The following is an 18,751-nucleotide window of genomic DNA, read 5'->3' on the forward strand; positions in this document are numbered from 1 at the left end:
TCGTCCGTCCGAGCGGCGCGTTCGATCGGGCTTCGAATCGTAGCTACGGATTATAGCCGTGTACGACGTTCGTACCGTTCGACGGCTCTGATCGGCGCCGGTTGGTGATTTTCGACGCACGCCGGCTGAAACGATGAGTGTGACTAAAGGCGGTGATCGAACCAACGAACGATATGTCACCGCCCGAACCGGAAACGGTCGGTCTCTTGACCGAGCCGTACCTCCACCGGTGGCAGGTCCGCGCCGTCAGGAACCTGCTGGCCGAGACCGACGTCGAGCTCTCGCTGGTCGTGAGCAACGCCCGCAACGTGGACCCCGAGATCGACTCGTGGAACAGCCGCGATCGGATCGGCCTCGAGGATCTCGCGCAGTTTCTCGGGCTGGTGCGACGCGAACGGGCGTGGACGCTCGTCCTCGCTGAGCGCAATCTCGGCCGCATCGCCGGCGACGACGCGACGCTCTGGCACCGCCGCGCGCTCGAGGACGTCGACCCCCTCGCCGGCGCCGCGCACGTTCGGTGTACCCCGCGAGTGGACGGCGCCTGGGCCGAATTCCCCGATTCGCTCGTCACCCGGATCGCCCGGGAGTGCGACGTCGTGATCCGGTTCGGATTCGGGCTGATCCGCGGGGCGATTCTCGAGGCCCCGTCCCACGGCGTCGTGAGCTTCCACCCGGCCGACATCCGCCGCTACCGCGGACTGGGGCCGCCGGCGATCTTCCGCGACGGCCGGTCGACCGCCGGGGTCACGTTACAGCGACTGGACGAGTCCATCGACGGCGGCGAGATCGTCGCGTTCGGCGAAACGACGATCGAGGACTGTCACACGCTGTGGGACGTGTTCGACCGCACGGCGACCCTCCAGATCGATCTCCTCGCCGAAGGGATCGAGAACCTGCGCGATCCGGCGTTCGAACCGACGAGCGTCCCCGACAAGCAACTGGGCGACTTTTACTCGCGCGATCAGCGTCGAACGCTCCGGTTTGCCGGCCGGATCCTGACCCGAAACCTCCGCGGTCGGGTTCGGCGGCAGTACCGGCGCCGCCGTCCGACCGACGATTCGGACGGGACGCGACGCGATGCGGACGAGCGCGACGGCGTCGCCGAATCGAGCGATCCCCACGGGTAGGGACTCGAGGCCGTCGAGGTACGGATCGACCTATCCGCCCGCTCGTCCGCTCGCCCGCTCGTCCGCTCGATCCGTTACTCGATGGAAACCGTCGTGAGGTCTTCAGCGAACCGCACGTCGCCGTCGTAGTGGGCGCCGATCGACTCGAGCATCTCCTCGTGGCGGCCGTCGGTGTGCGGATAGCAATGCGTGAGGTAGACGCGGCCGATGTCGCGGCCCGAAAGCGCCTTCCCGAGCGTCTCGGGTGTCGGGTGGTTCGAGACGTCGACGTCGTCCGGAAACGAGCAGTCGTGGGCCAGGATCGCCGACTCCTCGGCGAAGTTCGCCAGTCCGCCGAAGGCTTCGCTGTCGCCGCTGAAGGTGAATCGATCGTCGAACCGGTAGGCCAGACAGGGCACCGAGTGACGCGTTTCGTAGGCCGCAACGTCGAAGCCGGCGACCGAAAACTCGCCCTCGTGGACCTCCCGAATCCGCAGGTCGATCCGCCCCTCGAGGTAGTCGTGGACCGACAGCAGGTCGTCGACCAGCCCTTTCGTCCCCTGTGGGCCGACGATCTCGAGGTGCTCTTCGCCGGCGAGCCAGCGGGCCTTCACGAGCGGCATGAGGTCGCTGATGTGGTCGAGGTGGTGGTGCGTCAGGAGGACCGTCGAGACGTTCTCGTAGCCGACGCCGGACTGCTGGAGCCGGTGGAGGACGCCGGAACCGCAGTCGACCAGCAGCGTTCGGCCGTCGTCCTGCACGAGAATACCGGTCTGGAAGCGCTCGCCCGTCGGCATCGCGCTTCCGGTCCCGAGAAAGGTGACGCGCATGCGAGAGCGTGCGCCCGGCCCGGGCAAAAGGGTTGCGCTGGCCCGAATCGGCCGCTGGCGTCGGATTTCCGGCCGCCAACGTCGCCGTCACTCGAGCGTTTGCATCGTATTTCCGTCACAAAAAGCGAGAAGACGGCTGCCCCGGACCGCGATCGGTTCAACTCTCGCCGCGTTACGCCGACGGAGCGGCCGCGTCAGCGTCGTCCGTCGGTTCGTTGTCGGCGATCGACGCTCCGTACTCGGCCTCGAGCGCGGCGCCGGCGTTGAGCGCGATCAGGCCGAACCCGACCTTGGTGAGCAGGTCGAGGTAGGTCGTGAGCATGACGTCGACCGGGAGGGTTAGCAGACCGAAGCCGGCGGTACCGAGCAACCAGATCACCGGGTAGACGGACCAGAGGATGACCGTGAGGTTCCGAAGGCCGGTGAACAGCGACCGGATGGCGTCGGCCTGCTCGTTCGCGCGGGCGGTCATCGGCTGCAGGATCAGGTACAGCAGTCCGACGTACGCGACCGCAGCGACACCGAACAGCGCGAACCGGACCGGCCCGGTCAGCAGCGCTCCCGCGAAGCCGCCGGCCATGACGAGCGTGTTGACGCCGACGACGAGCCCGAGCCGGCTCCGGTTGATGTCGGCGAGCCAGCCGAGGTAGAGGAGCAACAGCGGCGTCGTCAGGATCCAGTCGACGTACCGCGGCGCGAAGACCGTCCGGCCGTCGACCGAGAGCCAGCCGTAGCCCATCGCCATCGTCACGTAGGCGGCCGTCGCGATCAGGCTGATCGCGCCGAGCACCGTGTAGTACTGCCGGGACTCGGCGGCCGCGGACCGCCCGCCCCAGGCGAACGCGACGGTCCCCGCGGCCATCCCGAGGGCGCCGAGCCAGAAGACGAGCGTCGGCTCGATCATACGCCCTCACCCGGGTTCGGGGCCGCACCGGCGCCGGCACCGCGACCGCCTCCGGAACCGACATCGGCGTTCGCTCCCGCGCTCGAGACCCGCGTGTCCTGCAGCAGCTCGAGCAGCGTCCCGGCGCCGTCGGAGAGGTCCTCGACCCGGCCGAAGACCTCGCGGGCGGCGGTCGACTGCGACCGGGCGGCGTCCGCGACGCCGCTGGCCTCCGCGGCGGTCGTCTCGGAAATCTCGGCCACGTCGTCGATCATGCTCGCGACCTGCTCGGTCGACTCGGCCTGCGTGTCCGTCGACTCGTTGATCTGCTGGATGCCGGTGTTGGCCTCTTCGACGGACTCGACGATCACCTCCAGGGAGTCGACCGTCTCCTCGACGGTCTCGACGCCGTTGGAGATGCGGTCGCTCGTCTCGCGGATGTCGTCGACGGTTGTCCGGGTCTGTCCTTGGATCCACTCGATGGAATCTTCGATCTCCGTCGTCGCTTCCTTCGTCTCCTCGGCGAGGCTCTTGACCTCGCTCGCGACGACGGCGAACCCGTCGCCCTCGTCGTTGGCGTGGGCAGCCTCAATCGAAGCGTTGAGCGCGAGCAGGTTCGTCTGCTCGGCGATGTCGGCGATGATCTCGGTGATCTCGCCGACCTCCTGAATCTCCTCGTGGAGCGTCTCGATCGCTGCGACCGAGGCGTCGGTCTGGGCCTCGACCTCGTTCATCGCCGCGATCGCCGCCTCGGCGGTCTCGAGGCCGTTCTCGCTAGCCCGGGCCGCCTCGTGCGAAGTCGCCGCGACCTGGGCCGCGCTGGCGGCCATTTCCTCGGTCGTCGCGGAGATGTCGTCCATCTCGGCCGCGATCTCCCGCATCTTTTCGGTCTGGGTGTCGGCTCCCTCCGAAATCTCTGCAATGGTGTCGCTGACGTCCTCGCTGGCGTCCATGACGGATTCGGCGTTCGCCCGCACGTCCCGACTCGCGTCGGAGACGTCCGTCGCGAAGCCCTGAATGCGGCCGACCAGCGACTCGATCCCGTCCATCATCTCGTTGAACGAGGTCGCGATCGATTCCATCGCTTCGGTCTCGCCGTCGCCCTCGACCTCGAGGCGCTGTGTCAGGTCGCCGTCGGCGCAGCGGGCCATCACCTCGCCGAACCGTTCCGCTTCAGCCTCGAGCTCGGCGTTGACTGCGGCGAGCCGTTCGCGCTCGCGTTCGGCGTCCGACCGGGCCTCCTCCGCCTCCTCGAGGGCCTGCTCGGCGCGTTCGCGCTCCCGTTCGGCTTCCTCCTTCGCGGCTTCGGTCTCCTCGAGCGACTCCCGCAGCGAGGTTCGCATCTCGTCGAACGACTCGTAGAGGTCGCCGATCTCGTCCTCCCGACGCGTCGAGAGGTCGACGTCGAGATCGCCTTCTCCCATGCGAGTCGCGCGGGCGGACAGCGAGGACAGCGCCGCCGCCGTGTTGCCGCCGACCGTCGCCGCGACCAGGCCGAGGTTGATCACCGTCAACACGAGCAAGCCAAGGATCGCCGACGTCGCAGCCTCGCCGACGGCCGCCGCGTCACCGCTTTCGAGCGCCGCCGCGACCTCGAGGTACGCCGCCCCGCCGAAGGCCAGCGTCACCGCGATCACCAGCGCGAAGATCGCGCCGAGTTTCGCCGTGTAACTCCGGCGAGCGCGGGTCGGTACCACCGTCTGTGCTACATTCATGGCATATCGTGACTGTCAGGCTGGGTTAAGGGTGGTGGCCACGCTGTTGGGGTTCCGCTCGAGACAGTGTACACGGCCGTCATCGACCGGTCGGTTTCGAGCGCCTCCCGCCACGATCTGCGCGACGCCGTCACGCAAAGAAGGCCCCGAGAACCGGCAGGAGCCAGACGAGCACGTGCGCGCCGACGACCGGCACCAGCGTGCGGCGTCTGAGGTAGACGACGACGAAGATCGCGGTGACTGCGGCGACCTGCAGCAGGTTCCCGAGCGGCCAGGCGACCGCGTGGGCGAGGGTGAACGCGAGCCACGTGAACCCGCCGGCGACGAGCGCGCTGCCGGAGTACTCGAGGAGTCGCTCGATCGCGTACCCCCGGTACAGAATCTCTTCGACGACGCCGGCGGTAACCGCCATCGCGATCGCCAGGGGGAGACCCGGGAGCTCGCCGAGGCCGCTCGTTCCGGACTCGACCGGCAGTCCGAGCGCCTCGACGAGCGGCCCGGTGAACACGAAGACCAGCAGCGCGCCCGCGGCCGCCGCGAGCAGGTAGCCGAGGTCGATCCACGCCGGCCGTCGGAAGCCGATCGACGACAGCGGACGGTCCTCGACGCCGACCGTGATTGCGATAACCGCGATCGCGACGAGCCACTGGAGCGCGAACGATACCGGTTGCGAGAGCTCGAGAACTCGGCCCACGAACGTGAGTGCGGGAAGCGCGACCAGCGCGATCACGAGCGTGACGCCGGTGACGGGCGGGATCGCCCCGATTCCCGGCGGCGCCGAACGGGTTTCGGTCGTCGGTCGTCCCATAGACGTCGGTCTTCGCGCAGCGCCATAATTCTTAGCCGAATGTCACTTCTGGCGATAGCCCGCGAATTGCGGGACGGCAACCCGACGGGTCGGCGACCGCGGCGGTTTCACTTTCGCTCCGCTGGCCAAACCCTCTTACACACCCGGCTCCGAGACGACGGCAATGAGCGGGACCGAGGACCTCGAGTTGCCCGTCGCCGACGACGCCCTCCCCTTCGATCCGGCAGACACGACGATCGAGGACGGGGACGTCTTCGCGTCGCTCGAGCCGGCGGTTCAGGAGTGGTGGCTCGAGGAGTTCGGCGAGTTCGTCCCCGAGAACGAGGGCTTCTTCACGCCGCCCCAGCGGGGCGCGATCCCGAAGATCCACGAGGGACAGAACACGCTGATATGCGCGCCGACGGGGTCGGGCAAAACTTTAGCGAGTTTTACATCTATAATAAACTACCTGTACAAGGAAGATCGAGCGAGCGAAGACGGCCTCGAGAACTCGGTCTACTGCCTCTACGTCTCGCCGCTGAAGTCGCTGGCCAACGACATCCACCGGAACCTCGAGGTGCCCCTCGAGGGGATCGAATCGGTCGTCGACGAGCGAGATGACGACCGCGAGATGGGCGAGATCCGCCACGCGATCCGTCACGGAGATACGTCCTCGAGCGACCGCCAGAAGATGCTCGAGGAGACGCCCCACATCCTCAACACGACGCCCGAAACCCTCGCGATCCTCCTCAACTCGCCCAAGTTCCGCGAGAAACTCCGCACCGTCGAGTACGTCATCGTCGACGAGATCCACTCGCTGGCCGCGGGCAAGCGCGGAACCCACCTCTCGGTGAGTTTGGAGCGCCTCGAGGCGATGGTCGACCACGACATCACCAGGATCGGCTGTTCGGCGACGATCGAACCCTTATCGCAGGTCGCGGAGTTTCTGGTGGGTCGTGAGGAGCCCGGCGGTCCGTCCCGCGACTACGACATCGTCGACGCCCGCTTCGCCCGCGAGTTCGACATCGAACTCGAGTGTCCGACCGACGATCTGATCAACACGCCCCGCGAGGTCGTTCAGGATCGGTTCTACAAGTCGCTGCACGAGCACATCCAGGCCCATACGAACACGCTCGTGTTCACGAACACCCGGTCGGGCGCCGAACGCGTGCTGCACAACCTCCGCGAGCGGTTCGACGCCTACGACGAGGAGAATTCGGGCTGTCACCACGGCAGCCTCTCGAAGGACGTCCGCCACGACATCGAGGGGCGGCTGAAAGACGGCAGCCTCGACGTCGTCACCTCCTCGACCTCGCTGGAACTGGGGATCGACATGCCCCACGTCGACCTCGTGGTGCAGGTCGGCTCGCCCAAGTCCGTCGCCGCCCTGCTCCAGCGGATCGGCCGTGCCGGCCACCGCGTCGGCCAGACCGTCGCGGGACGGGTCATCGCCTTAGATCGGGACGAACTCCTCGAGTGCGCTGTCATGCTCAAGAAGGCCGAGGAGGGGTTCGTCGACTCCGTTTCGATCCCCGAGAACGCCCAGGACGTGGCGGCCCAGCACGTCTACGGGATGGCCATCGCCGAGGTCCGTCCGGAGTCGGAGGTGACCGACATTCTGCGGCGCGCGTACCCCTACCGGAACTACAGCGACGAGGAGTGGGAATCTCTCGCGCGCTACCTCACCGCCGAGTATGCCGGACTCGAGGACAAGAACGTCTACGCGAAGATCTGGCGCGACGAGAACGACCCGCCCAGCGGCGAGCACCACTACGAGGACTTCGAAGTCGGCCGGGAGCTGATCGGCAAGCGCGGGCGGCTCGCGCGGGTGATCTACATGACGAACATCGGCACCATCCCCGACTCGTTCACCTGCGACGTCTACACCCGCGCCGGCGACGAGTGGGTCGGCCAACTCGACGAGAACTACCTCGACACCTTGGAGAAGGGCGACGTCTTCGTGCTAGGGGGCGACCACTTCGAGTACCGCTACCGCCGCGGCTCGAAGGTCTACGTCGACCGCACGAGCGCCCGGCCGACGGTGCCGTCGTGGTACTCCGAGCGGTTGCCGCTCTCCTACGACCTCGGCCGGGAGATCCTCGAGTTTCAGGGCGAACTGCTCGAGCACTACGCGGAAGGCGGCCCGCCGCGGGTCCGCGCGTGGCTCCGGGAGTTCCCGCTGGACGACGACAGCGTCCGGGCGATCGCGCGGCTGTTCGAGTACCAACTGCGCTACGCGGGCGAAGAAAGCGTCAGCGCGCCCGATCGACTCTCGATCGAAGTCGAGCGCGACCGCGACGAGTACGAGCGCCACTACTACGTCCACTCCAATTACGGTCGCAAGTTCAACGACGGCCTCTCCCGCTTGCTCGCCTATCAGTGCGCCCAGGAAGCGACGGCCAACGTCCGCGTCGCGGTCGCGGACAACGGCTTCGTCCTCTCGATGCCGCTGAACCGGAAGGTCGACCTCGAGGGCATCTTCGAGGACTTGGAGCCCGAGCAGGTGCGCGAGGACCTGCGCGCCGCCCTCTCCGGGACCGACCTGCTGCAGCGGTACTTCCGGATCAACGCCACCCGCTCGCTGATGATCCTCAAACGGTACAAGGGCTACGAGAAATCTGCGAGCGAGCAGCAGGTTTCCAGCGAGATGCTGCTGGGGTTCGCCGAAGACCTCGAGAACTTCGCGGTGATCGAGGAGACCTACCGCGAGATTCTCGAGGACAAACTCAACGTGGCGGAGATCGAGGCCGTCGTCGAGGCGATTTCGGAGGGCGAGATCGCGGTCGAGCGCCAGTTGCTCGACTCGCCGACCCCGCGGGCGTTCGGCCTCGCGACGCTGTCGGCCAGCGACGTCGTGCTCGCGGAGGACGAGAGCGCCGCTCTACAGGCGTTCCACGAGCACGTTCTCGAGGAGATCGGCGAGGAGTCGCTGCAGGGGTTAGCGCCGGAGACCTCGGAGTAGCAGTGAGCGGGGCGTTCGGCGCGGGCTGGGTCACTCGGAGGAGTCCGTGTCCAGGTACGCGTCGTAGGTGGACTCGACCGCGTCCGGCACGCGATAGCTCCGGTGTTCCGCGAGTACCGTCGCCAGCATGAACAGCGCGAGAAACATCGCGGAGACGGTCTTGGAATCTGTCGGATCGACCCGATCGAGCGTCCGGTGAAACCAGAAGAGATCGGTCCACAGCGACGTTTGATGGACGGCGCGGAGTTGCGCTTTTGCGACCGGACTCACCCAGTGAAAGTCCGGGATCATTGCCCACCCGCCGCCGAGTAGCAGGAGCGTACGGGGATACCTGACGTCGGGAACGAGAAACGTGATGACCAGCGTCGTCATCGCGGCGCCGAACGCGAAGTGGGCGATCGCCATCGACATGCGCCGAAATGTGTCAGCAGCCGTCAAATTATTTCCCTTGTCGGTTCGTACTTCCGAGACCACTGCGTAACGATCGTCGTCGCGTCCCGGCGATCGTCGCCGACCTCGAGCATCGAATCCCGAAGCTACAAACCGTCGATCGTTCCACTTCTCCCTATGCCCGGGAAGGTACCACCCGACGAGTTACTCGCGCACGTGTTCGATCGGACGGGCAGCCCCGACGCCGACGAGACGATCCTGCAGGGGCCGGCCTACGGCGAGGACGCCGCCGCGATCGACTGGCCGGGCGGCGACCTCGTCGTCAGTTCGGATCCGATCTCGCTGGCTGCGTCACAGGTCGGCACCCTCGGCGTCTACGTCGCCTGCAACGACGTCGCCGCCTCCGGCGCCGATCCGCGCTGGCTGACCGTCGTCGTCATGCTCCCCGACGAGGAGACCTCGCTCGAGGCGATCACCGCGGACCTGCAGACCGCCGCCGACGAGGTCGGCGCGTCGATCGTCGGCGGCCACTCCGAGTACGTCGACCAGCTCGAGCGGCCGCTGCTCTCGCTGACGGCGATGGGCGCGACGGAGTCGTTCGTCCCGACCGGCGGTGCCGAGCCCGGGGATCGGATTATCCTGACCAAGGCCGCCGGAATCGAGGGGACGGCCATCCTCGCGGCCGACTTCGCCGACGACTTCGACGTGGACGACGGGACTCGAGAACGGGCCGAAGCCTTCCTCGAGGAGATCAGCGTCGTCCCCGACGCCCGGGTCGTCCGCGAGTACGCGAGCGCGATGCACGACCCCACCGAGGGCGGCGTCGCGGCCGGCTTACTCGAACTCGCGCGCGCCTCGGACGTGCAACTCGAGGTCGACCGCGACGCCGTCCCGGTCCGCGAGGAGACCGCGCGGCTCTGCGACGCGGCGGGCGTCGACCCGCTGCAAATCTTCGGCTCCGGCGCGCTGCTCGCGACCGTTCCGCGCGAGGAAGTCGACGACTGCCTCGCGGCGCTTGCGAACGCGGGGCTCGAGGCCGCCGAGATCGGCGTCGTGACGGCCGGCGGCTCGGGGCTGCTCGTCGACGGCGAGCCGGTGACGGAACCGGTCGAGGACGATCTCTATCCGCTGTGGGAAGCGGCCGACGCTGGCGAGGACGAGTGACTTTGCCGTCGGAACTAACCGCAGTCGACGCCCGAATTCGCCTGCCCCGAACTTATTGACGGGGATCGCCACCCATACACATGGCAACGATCGCCTACGAGGGGCCGGACGGGCTCGCCGAAGAAACGGTCGACGCCGACCACATCACCGACTCCGGCAAAGTGCAGGGCGTCCGCGTGCGCCTCGCGGACGAGGGGTTCGTCCACCTTCCCTACGCCCGCCTCTACTGGATTCGAATGAGCGAGGATGAAGGACGGGCGGATTACTCCTCGGCGTAGCGCGAGATCGGCTACGAACCGGCGGCGGACGGTCGCTACCACTCACTCGCGATCGTTCGCACTCCCCGTCCCTCGTCGCTCGAGGCTCCGGACCGAAAACCCACCGTGCTCGAGGCGGTCCGGAGCCGTATCGATCTCAGTTATCCGGTCCCGCCGTAGGGACGCGCGAGCAGGCGGATCGGCTGCGGCAGGTCGGCCGCTCGGCGCCGGTGACCGGTCTCGGTCGATTCCTCCCCGTCGGCCGCTTGCCCCGGCTGCGGCCGCCGAAAGTACCATTCGATCGAACGCGGTGTCTCCCCACCTATCATGCTGTCGCGAATAGCCATTCCTCATTAGTCACCATTACTGTTGCGGCTTCAACACGTCCGTCAAGAGTGACTACGTGTGAGTACCGACGGCAGTACCCGATCAACACTCGAGCCCCGTCCCTTCACGACGGGCGTCGTCCGGACGCGGTCGAACCGAAGACGGAACTCGAGCACCGCGCGACCGCGACCGGTGCGAGGAGGATCCAGGCGACGAGCGCCGCGTACAGACCGACGAGCAGGGGGACGACCGCCGTCACGGACTCGAGGAGTTGCGCGACGGCGGCGCCGCTGCCGCCGACGGCGACGAGCGCCGCGCCCTCGAGCCGCGAGCGGAGGGGGACTCGATAGTCGACGGCGTGGGTCGCGAGCGCGCCGCCGACCGCGCCGCCGAGTCCCAGCAGGGCGTCCTCCCCGGCGCCGGTGAGAATCACCGCGGGAACCGCGAACGCGAGCGCCCACCGAAAGCCGACGGCCGGATCGCCGCCGGTGAGTCGCCCCATCGCGGCGAGGAAGCCGACGCCCAGCGCGATTCCGGCGAGCACGTCCCCGAGGTAGTGGACGCCGAGGACGACCCGCGAGAGCGCGACCAGCGCGACGACCGCGCCGACGGCAAGCAGCGCCCGCGGGTCGCGAACGCGCTCGTACGCCGCGCAGAGCCCGCCGTAGACGACGGTCGCGGCGAAGGCGTGGCCGCTCGGAAAGCCGTCGTTCGCGCCCTCGAGTTCGACGGCTTCGTACACGACGGCGTCGGGCGGCCGCGGGAGCCCGAACAGCGCCTTGATCGCGAGCACGAAGCCGAGCCCGGCGACCGCGTAGCTGACGACCAGCGCTGGCCGACGCCGGTCCTTGCCGGCGAGCCAAAAGAGGACGGCAAGCACTACCAGCGGCACCGTCGTGCCGCCCAGTTCCGTGATCGCGAGCATCCAGTCGACGTACTCAGCGGGGAATCCCTCGCGAACGACGGCGCTGGCCTCCTCGAGTCGCATTACGTCCGCATCCGAGGGTGATACCCGCTCTTTGACTTTTCGCAATCGTGACGGGCAGCGCCGTCGGAGGCCGTGCGCTTAGATCACGCCGTCGCTTCGAAGCCGTTCGATCTCGTCCTCGGAGAGCCCCAGCCGCTCCCGGTAGATCTCGTCGTTGTCCTCGCCCTTTCGCGGCGCGGGCTCGATGTCGGGCTTCGCCGACTCCGAGAGCCGGATCGGCGTGCCGGGGACGCGGATCTCACCTTCGGTGGGGTGATCGATCTCGACGACCATCTCCCGCTCCTCGAGGTGCGGATCGTGGATCACTTCCTTGACGCTCTGGACCGACCCGCAGGGAACGCCGGCCGCCGAGAGCGTCGTCTCGATCTCATCGCGGGTGCGCGTTCGCGTCCACTCCTCGATGGCCGCGTCGACCGTCTCCATGCGTTCGACGCGGTCGACGTTGGTCGCGAACCGGTCGTCGTCCCGCAGGTCCTCGCGATCGATCGCCTCGCACAAGGCGCGCCAGTGGTCGTCGGACGTACAGAGGATCGCCACGTAGCCGTCGTCGGCCTCGTAGGCGTTGTAGGGCGCCTTCGCGAGGCTGCTGTGGCGATTGCCCGTCCGCGAGGGCACGTCGGCGTCGTCGTAGTAGTTCGCGAGCTGGGACATGAGCGAGGGGTACACCGCGTCCTGCATGCTCGCCTCGACGAACTGGCCCTCGCCGGTCCGTGCGCGCTGGTAGAGCGCCGCCAGCACGCCGGCCGCGAGGTGGATGCCGCCGAGGAAGTCGCCGGGTGCGATCCCCGTCTTGGTCGGCGGATCGTCGGGTCGGCCGGTCACGTCCATGACGCCGCTTTCGGCCTGCACGATGAGGTCCATCGCCAGCCGGTCGCTCTTGGGGCCGTCCTCGCCGAAGCCGCTGCCGTGCGCGTAGATCAGTTCGGGGTTGATCTCCGAGAGGGTCTCGTAGCCGAGGCCGAACTCCTCCATGGTCCCCGGCGCGAAGTTCTCGACGAGGACGTCCGCGTCCCGCACGAGATCTTTGAACAGTTCCTTGCCCCGCTCGGCTTTGAGGTTGAGCGTGATGCCCGCTTTCGTCGAGTTGAGCATCACGAGTTCGGGCGGTTCGCCATCGCCGTCCGCGACGCGGGAGCGAAGCGGTTCGCCGAACGGAGGTTCGACCTTCGTCACGTCGGCTCCCAGATACGAGAGCATCAGGGAGCCGTAGGCGCCGTTGTAGATCTGTCCGAGGTCGATGACGTCGACGTCCTCGAGTGCGTGCTGGTTCATGGCTGAGTGGTGTCGATAACGTAAGAGGACTCGTGCAGTCGTTCAGCGGCCGTACTTCTCGTGATACGAGCCGAAGAGGTCGTCCTCGCTCGGCTCGTCGGGTTCGACGGTCTCGGCGACCGTCGTCGTGTTGAGGAAGTGCGTGTAATCGATGTTCTCGTCGGTCTGGTTGCCGCCCCAGGTGCCGGCGCCCATCGAGAGCGTGAAGTTGAGCCCGTTGTCGAAGCTGCCGCCGTTGCCGTAACACTGGGGCTGGTTGATCAACAGCCGGGCGACGTCGATCTCGTGGCCGATACGATCCACGTGGTCGTCGTTGGTCGTGTGCAGGCCGCAGGAGTGGCCGCTCCCCTCGAACGCGAGGATGTCGCTGGTCGTCTCGAGCGCCGCGTCGAAGTCGGCGGCCTCGTAGAGGGTGAGCACGACCGAGAGCTTCTCGCCGGAGAGGGGATACTCCGCGCCGATGCCCTGCCCTTCGACCATGAAGAAGTCGGCCTCGTGAGCGTCGGGCGGGAGATCGGCGGCCGCCGCGATCTCGTCCGGCGGCTGTGCGGTGACCTCGCCGGAGAGCGAGCCGTGGCCGTCCGGGAACATGGTCTCCTCGAGGCGCTCGCGCTCGTCGTCGTCGCAGAGATAGCCGCCCTGAGCCTCGAGCGCGGCGACGGCGTCGTCGTAGACCGACTCGACGATCACCGCGGCGTTGTCGCTCGAGCAGCTGGTCGCGTAGTCGAAGGTCTTGCTCTTGGCGATACGGTCGGCGGTCGCCTCGAGGTCGGCCGTCGCGTCGACGATCGAGACGGCGTTGCCCTCGCCGACGCAGTAGTTGGGCGTCCCCGAGCGCTCGCCCCGGCGGACGTTGCTCGCGGAGCCGGTCACCTGCAGCAGGTCGCACCGATCCATCAGCTCGTACGTCTTCTCCTTCTCGACGGGCGCCGGGAGCATCTGGACGAGGTCCCGCGGCGCGCCCACCTTCTCGAGTTCGTCGCGGATGTAGTCGACCACCAGTTCGCAGGTCGAGCGCCCCGCCGGCGACGGCGAGACGACGATGGCGTTGCGCCCTTTCACCGCCATCATCGCGAGGTTCGCGGGCGTCGTCCCCGGATTGGTCGAGGGGACGACCGCGCCGACGACGCCGACGGGCTTGGCGATCTCGGTGATGCCCGTCTCCTCGTCTCGCTCGATGACGCCGACGGACGGCGCCCCCAGCAGGTCGTCCAGCGTGCCGGCCGTCTTGCGTCGCTTTTTGGTGATCTTGTCCTCGACGTTGCCGAAGCCGGTGTCTCGGACCGCCACCTCCGAAATCTCTCGAGCGCGGTCCTCTTCGTAGATCGCCCAGCCGATCGCCTGTACGAGTTCGTCGACCTGCGCCTGATCGTAGTGCGAGATTTCGTCCATCGCCGCCCGAGCGCGCTCGAGACAGGCGCCGACGGTGGCGCTGGTCTCCGCGTCCGAATCGACGTGTGAAACGTCAGTTCCCATAGTCGTGACCTGAAGGCGTCCCGCGTATAGCGGTGTTGCCGGCATGTTACATGCCGGCGAGTCGGCCGTCAGTTCTTGATCACGGTGATGAGCAGCGAGAGCGCGATGAGGACCAACAGCCCGATCGAGATGGGGCTGTTGAACAGGAAGTTCGTCGCGCTCTCGCCGGTCAGCAGCCAGCCGGTGACGAACCCGGATTCGGCGAGATCACCGAGGATGACCCCGAGGACGAGACTGACGAGCGGATAGTCGTACACGATAAACAGGATGCCGACCAGCCCGAAGATCAGGACGATGTAGAGGTCGACGGGAGCGTTCCGCACCGCGAAGCCGCCGATGATCGAGAGCACCGCCACCGAGGGGATGATGTACCGGATCGGAATGTACGCGAGTTTCCCGAAGTATCGCGACCCGGAAAGCCCGTAGATCAGGATCAGGACGTTTCCGATGAACAGCGAGAGGATCATCGCGTAGACGATGTCGCCGGACGAATCGAACAGCCCGGGGCCGGGGTTCAGCCCGTGGAGCGCGATCGCGCCCAGCAGCGCCGCCGTCGAGCCGCTGCCCGGAATCCCCAGCGTCAGCGTCGGAATCAGCGCGCCGCCCTGGGTCGCGTTGTTGCTCGAGTCGGCCGCGATGACGCCCTCGATGATGCCGGTGCCGAACTTGTCGGACAGTTCGTCGCTGGCCCACCGCTTTGCCTCGTTGTACGAGACGAAGTTCGCCACGTCCGCGCCCGCGCCGGGCAACGAGCCGACGAAGGTGCCGATGAGCGTCCCGCGGGCGAACTCGAGCGGGCGTGCGGCAACCGACCGGGCGGCGTCGTACACTTCGGACATGCCGCCCTCGACGTTTTGGTCGCCGGTAACGGTGGAGCCGCGGTAGGCGAGCCGGAACACCTCCGCGAGGACGAACAGGCCGATGAGGACGACGACGAAGTCGACGCCCTCGAGCAGCGTCGTCTGGCCGAAGGTCGCTCGCGACTGGGAGAGCTGCGGGTCGTTCCCGATCGTCCCGATCAGCAGGCCGAACAGGCCGGCCAGCAGCGCCTTCGTGAGCGACGCGCCCTTGGCGGCGGGGATGATCGTCAGCGCGAACACGGCGAGCAGGAACATCTCGGGCGAGCCGAAGTTGAGGGCGAACTCGGAGATCGGCGGGGCGAACACGAGGAGGAAGGCGGCCGCGACCAGCCCAGCGAGTCCGGAGACGATTGCCGAAACCGCGAGCGCGTAGACCGCCCGTCCCTGCTTCGTCAGTTCGTACCCGTCCCAGCAGGTGACGACCGACCCCGGCGCGCCGGGCGTGTTGATGAGGATCGCCGGGATCGAGCCGCCGTACACCGCGCCGCCGTACGCCGAGACCAGGAAGATCAGCGCCGCCGTCGACTCGAAGGGGATCGTGATCGGGGTAAACAGCACGATCGTCATCGTCGCGGAGAAGCCGGGAATCGCCCCGAAGATGACGCCGATCGCGGTCCCCAGCACGATCGCGAAGAGGATGTACGGACTCGAGAGTATGCCGAGGCCGCTCTCGATCGTCGCGGGGAGCAGGAGCGGGTCGATCATAGCGGCACCCGTAGCCACTGGATGAACACGATCCAGAGGAGGAACGCGAACCCGATCGAGTAAAACGTCAGGACGAACAGGCTCTCCTCCCCGAACAGGTACAGCGTGGCCGCGAGGTAGGCCACGGTGGCGATGAGGAACCCGACCGGCTCGAGGACGACGACGTAGGCGGTCGTCAACCCGATCAGCAGCGCCGCGTTCCGCACGGTAAACGGCGAGTCGGTCGCGGTCGCCTCGGCGTCGCGATCGGCCGTCGTCTCCGACGCAGTCCCGGGTTCGGATTCGGTCCCGGTTTCGGGCTTCGGATCGGTAATAGCCGTCGCCGTCCAGAGGCCGTCCCCGTCCTCGTCCGGCGATCCGTCGAGCGAAACCGCCTGCTGCACGAGGGTGATAACGGCCAGCGCCGTCGTCGCGTACAGCAGCGGCCCCGCGTACAGCATGGACAGGTCCGGCAACGCGCGGGTATCCCAGTAGTAAAACAGGCAAAACGCCAGCACGAGCCCCGGGAACAACAGTTCACCCGTATCGATCTCGAGCGTCCGGTCGCCGGCCGAGAAAGTGAGGACCGGCGGTGTGACTCCCGTCATAGCTGCTATCGGTCGTAGATGAAGTTTTCGATGACGTCGGAGTACTCTTCCATGAACTCGGCGGTCGCCTCGACCTCCTGTTTCGTCTCGTCGGGCCCGCGGTAGTCGATGATCTTATCGAGGCCGCCCTGTTCTTCGGTCCGGGCCTGGAACGCCTCGTCCTCGAACACCGCGGCGTAGGTCTCCGAGAGCGACTCGAACCGATCCGGATGCTGCTCGCGGACCCCGCCGGGTAACACGACGAGCTTCCACTGCCCGAGCCCCTCCTCGACCAGCGGGATCTCTTCGAGGCCGAATTCGCCGAACGCCGGCGCGCCCGGCCACAGCTCCTGCTGCTCAGCGGTGTGGGACCCGAGCGAGATCACGTCGTCGACGTAGTCGGGATTGAACGCCCAGGGCTGGTTGACGCCGGCGTCGATGTCGCCGGCGAGGACGGCCTGTCGGACGCCCGAGCCGCCCTCCATGTTGACGATCGTCAGATCGAGGTCGAACGTCTCCTCGACGAGCAGCGCCGACAGCGCCGTGTTCCCGATCGCCGCCGTGATACCGACGGTGGCCCCGTTTTCGCGGGCGTAGTCGACGAACCCCTCCAGGTCTTCGTACGGGCTGCCCGGCGGCGCGAACCACATCGTCGGATCCCAGTGGTGGGTGCCGAGGTAGTCGAAGTCCTCGATCCGGTAGGGAGCGTTCTGGAACAGCCACGTCGCCTGCATCTGGGGCATGTTCCACATCGCGAGCGTGAACCCGTCCGCCTCGGAATTGTACAGCTCCTCGCCCCCGACCTGCGTCGATCCGCCCGGATGGTTCTCGACGGCGAAGTCGATGTCCAGCAACTCGGACCACGTCGGCGTCGTGACCCGTATCGACCGGTCGGTCCCGCCGCCCTGGGACCACGGGACGATCGCCGTAATTCGCGTTTCGTCGAACGTTCCCATGAGGCCGCTCGCCTGGGCGGTGTACGCCGCCGTCCCCGCCAGACCGGTGGCCCCCGCTGCGATAAACTCCCGTCGGCTCGTGTTTTTTAGTGTCATGAGTAGTGCGATTGTCGCGGTTCGTTCCGACTCGAGACCGGTCGAGTGCGCGCCGTGGCGCGGTCAGCCTCGAGCCGGTCGCTCGAGTTATCGATTCGCCGGCACCTCCGCTCCGGTACTGGTGACATCATTGGAATTGCTGCGGGATTCGTCGGCGATGCGTCGCCGAGTTGGCTGCCGAAGTGTGCCTCGAAGTACGTGTTTTCCTAACGAGCCGTTCGGGTTGGCTATTCGGCTTGCTAGTGCAACAGAAACCCCAGATTACGTATCACTTATCGAATTGGTAAAAGGGCAGATATCGACCATCAAAGCCCGATTTTCCGGCAGACAGGGGAAAATAGTGTGGGAATTCGGAAAAGACGTAGTGGCTTCAAATGCAACCCCAGCGATTTTACTCCCAGTAGCTGGACGTGTCCTATGGAATACACGACGCTCGGTTCGACGGGGATGGAAGTCAGCCGGCTCTGTCTCGGCTGCATGAGCTTCGGCGATCCCGACTGGCGCGAGTGGGTCCTCGAAGAAGAGGAGGGAACGGAGATCATCGACCGCGCGATCGACCTCGGGATCAACTTCTTCGACACGGCGAACATGTACTCGAAGGGCGAATCCGAACGTATCCTCGGGAACGTCCTCGAGGGCTACGATCGCGACTGGCCCGTGGTCGCCACGAAGGCGTACATGGAGATGGACGAGGACAACCCGAACGCCAGCGGCCTCTCGCGGAAGGCGATCGAGCAGGAACTGCAGAACAGCCTCGACCGGCTGGGGATGGACACCGTCGACCTCTACCAGATCCACCGCTGGGACGACGAGACGCCGATCGAGGAGACGATGCGCGCGCTCGACGACGCCGTGCGGCGCCAGCAGGCGCGCTACATCGGCGCGTCCTCAATGTGGGCCCACCAGTTCGCCGAGTCGCTGCACGCGAGCGACCGGCTGGGCCTCGAGCGGTTCGTCACGATGCAGGATCACTACAACCTCGTCTACCGCGAGGAGGAACGCGAGATGCTGCCGCTGTGCGAGAAGGAAGGGATCGGCGTCATGCCCTGGAGCCCGCTCGCTCGCGGCTACCTCGCCCGGCCCGCCGAGGAGATCGACGCGACGGCTCGCGGCGAATCGGGCGACAAGCTGTACGAACACCCGTACCGCGAGGGCGGCGGGCAGGAGATCAACGAGCGCGTGGCCGAACTGGCCGCCGAGAAGGGCGTCACGATGGCGCAGATCGCGCTCGCGTGGCTGCTCCACAAGGACTGGGTCGACGCCCCCATCATCGGCACGACGAGCGTCGAACACTTAGAGCAGGCCGTCGAGGCGCTCGAGGTCTCGCTCTCCGAGAGCGACCAGGCGTATCTCGAGGAGCCCTACGAGCCGGTGCCGGTGTCGGGACACGAATAGCCGGTCCGCCGTCCTC

The 18,751-nt window shown here is 67.1% G+C and carries 16 protein-coding genes; 5 read left to right on the forward strand and 11 right to left on the reverse strand.

Annotation, left to right across the window (positions count from 1 at the left end; translation table 11 throughout):
- Positions 1-173: 173 nt before the first annotated feature.
- Complete coding sequence (locus tag HALXA_RS08635) at positions 174-1,127, forward strand: formyltransferase family protein (RefSeq protein WP_013879954.1); 954 nt, start codon at positions 174-176, stop codon at positions 1,125-1,127.
- A 74-nt stretch (positions 1,128-1,201) separates the two neighbouring features.
- Here the strand turns inward: HALXA_RS08635 and HALXA_RS08640 are convergent, their stop codons facing one another.
- From HALXA_RS08640 to HALXA_RS08655, 4 genes are all read right to left on the reverse strand, one after another.
- Entirely contained in the window at positions 1,202-1,936 is a 735-nt protein-coding gene (locus HALXA_RS08640) for an MBL fold metallo-hydrolase (RefSeq protein ID WP_013879955.1), read from the reverse strand.
- A 172-nt stretch (positions 1,937-2,108) separates the two neighbouring features.
- Entirely contained in the window at positions 2,109-2,840 is a 732-nt protein-coding gene (locus tag HALXA_RS08645) for a bacteriorhodopsin (protein WP_013879956.1), read from the reverse strand.
- Complete coding sequence (locus HALXA_RS08650) at positions 2,837-4,534, reverse strand: methyl-accepting chemotaxis protein (protein WP_013879957.1); 1,698 nt, start codon at positions 4,532-4,534, stop codon at positions 2,837-2,839. The genes HALXA_RS08645 and HALXA_RS08650 overlap by 4 nt, the downstream gene beginning before the upstream one ends.
- Before the next feature lie 130 nt (positions 4,535-4,664).
- Positions 4,665-5,342 carry a CPBP family intramembrane glutamic endopeptidase gene (locus tag HALXA_RS08655; protein WP_013879958.1) on the reverse strand — a complete coding sequence of 226 codons (678 nt, stop codon included), beginning with the start codon at positions 5,340-5,342 and terminating at the stop codon, positions 4,665-4,667.
- A 163-nt stretch (positions 5,343-5,505) separates the two neighbouring features.
- Here HALXA_RS08655 and HALXA_RS08660 point away from each other — a divergent pair, with 163 nt between their 5' ends.
- Positions 5,506-8,283 carry an ATP-dependent helicase gene (locus tag HALXA_RS08660; protein WP_013879959.1) on the forward strand — a complete coding sequence of 926 codons (2,778 nt, stop codon included), beginning with the start codon at positions 5,506-5,508 and terminating at the stop codon, positions 8,281-8,283.
- A gap of 30 nt (positions 8,284-8,313) precedes the next feature.
- On the opposite strand, the gene HALXA_RS08665 is transcribed toward HALXA_RS08660, so the two are convergent.
- Positions 8,314-8,694 (reverse strand): hypothetical protein, encoded by a 381-nt coding sequence (locus HALXA_RS08665; protein ID WP_013879960.1) that lies wholly within the window; start codon positions 8,692-8,694, stop codon positions 8,314-8,316.
- Between the two features lie 156 nt (positions 8,695-8,850).
- On the opposite strand from HALXA_RS08665, the gene HALXA_RS08670 reads away from it, so the two are divergent.
- Positions 8,851-9,837, forward strand: coding sequence for an AIR synthase family protein (locus tag HALXA_RS08670; protein WP_013879961.1), 987 nt, complete (start codon positions 8,851-8,853; stop codon positions 9,835-9,837).
- A gap of 80 nt (positions 9,838-9,917) precedes the next feature.
- On the forward strand, positions 9,918-10,115 hold the full coding sequence (locus HALXA_RS08675) for a hypothetical protein (RefSeq protein WP_013879962.1): 198 nt from the start codon (positions 9,918-9,920) through the stop codon (positions 10,113-10,115).
- Between the two features lie 430 nt (positions 10,116-10,545).
- On the opposite strand, the gene HALXA_RS08680 is transcribed toward HALXA_RS08675, so the two are convergent.
- From HALXA_RS08680 to HALXA_RS08705, 6 genes are all read right to left on the reverse strand, one after another.
- Positions 10,546-11,409, reverse strand: coding sequence for a phosphatase PAP2 family protein (locus HALXA_RS08680; RefSeq protein WP_013879964.1), 864 nt, complete (start codon positions 11,407-11,409; stop codon positions 10,546-10,548).
- Between the two features lie 78 nt (positions 11,410-11,487).
- Entirely contained in the window at positions 11,488-12,681 is a 1,194-nt protein-coding gene (locus HALXA_RS08685; RefSeq protein ID WP_013879965.1) for a CaiB/BaiF CoA transferase family protein, read from the reverse strand.
- A 42-nt stretch (positions 12,682-12,723) separates the two neighbouring features.
- Positions 12,724-14,157, reverse strand: a complete 1,434-nt coding sequence (gene sauS, locus HALXA_RS08690) for an acylating sulfoacetaldehyde dehydrogenase (protein ID WP_013879966.1) — start codon at positions 14,155-14,157, stop codon at positions 12,724-12,726.
- Between the two features lie 68 nt (positions 14,158-14,225).
- Entirely contained in the window at positions 14,226-15,722 is a 1,497-nt protein-coding gene (locus tag HALXA_RS08695) for a tripartite tricarboxylate transporter permease (RefSeq protein ID WP_013879967.1), read from the reverse strand.
- Entirely contained in the window at positions 15,719-16,309 is a 591-nt protein-coding gene (locus HALXA_RS08700) for a tripartite tricarboxylate transporter TctB family protein (RefSeq protein ID WP_013879968.1), read from the reverse strand. Before HALXA_RS08700 ends, HALXA_RS08695 begins: the two co-directional genes overlap by 4 nt.
- A 5-nt stretch (positions 16,310-16,314) precedes the next feature.
- Positions 16,315-17,340 carry a Bug family tripartite tricarboxylate transporter substrate binding protein gene (locus tag HALXA_RS08705; RefSeq protein ID WP_013879969.1) on the reverse strand — a complete coding sequence of 342 codons (1,026 nt, stop codon included), beginning with the start codon at positions 17,338-17,340 and terminating at the stop codon, positions 16,315-16,317.
- Between the two features lie 417 nt (positions 17,341-17,757).
- On the opposite strand from HALXA_RS08705, the gene HALXA_RS08710 reads away from it, so the two are divergent.
- A complete protein-coding gene (locus HALXA_RS08710; protein WP_013879970.1) occupies positions 17,758-18,735 on the forward strand; it encodes an aldo/keto reductase in 978 nt (325 codons plus the stop codon).
- Positions 18,736-18,751 lie beyond the last annotated feature (16 nt).

This window comes from Halopiger xanaduensis SH-6 (assembly GCF_000217715.1).
Taxonomy (GTDB): Archaea; Halobacteriota; Halobacteria; order Halobacteriales; family Natrialbaceae; genus Halopiger; species Halopiger xanaduensis.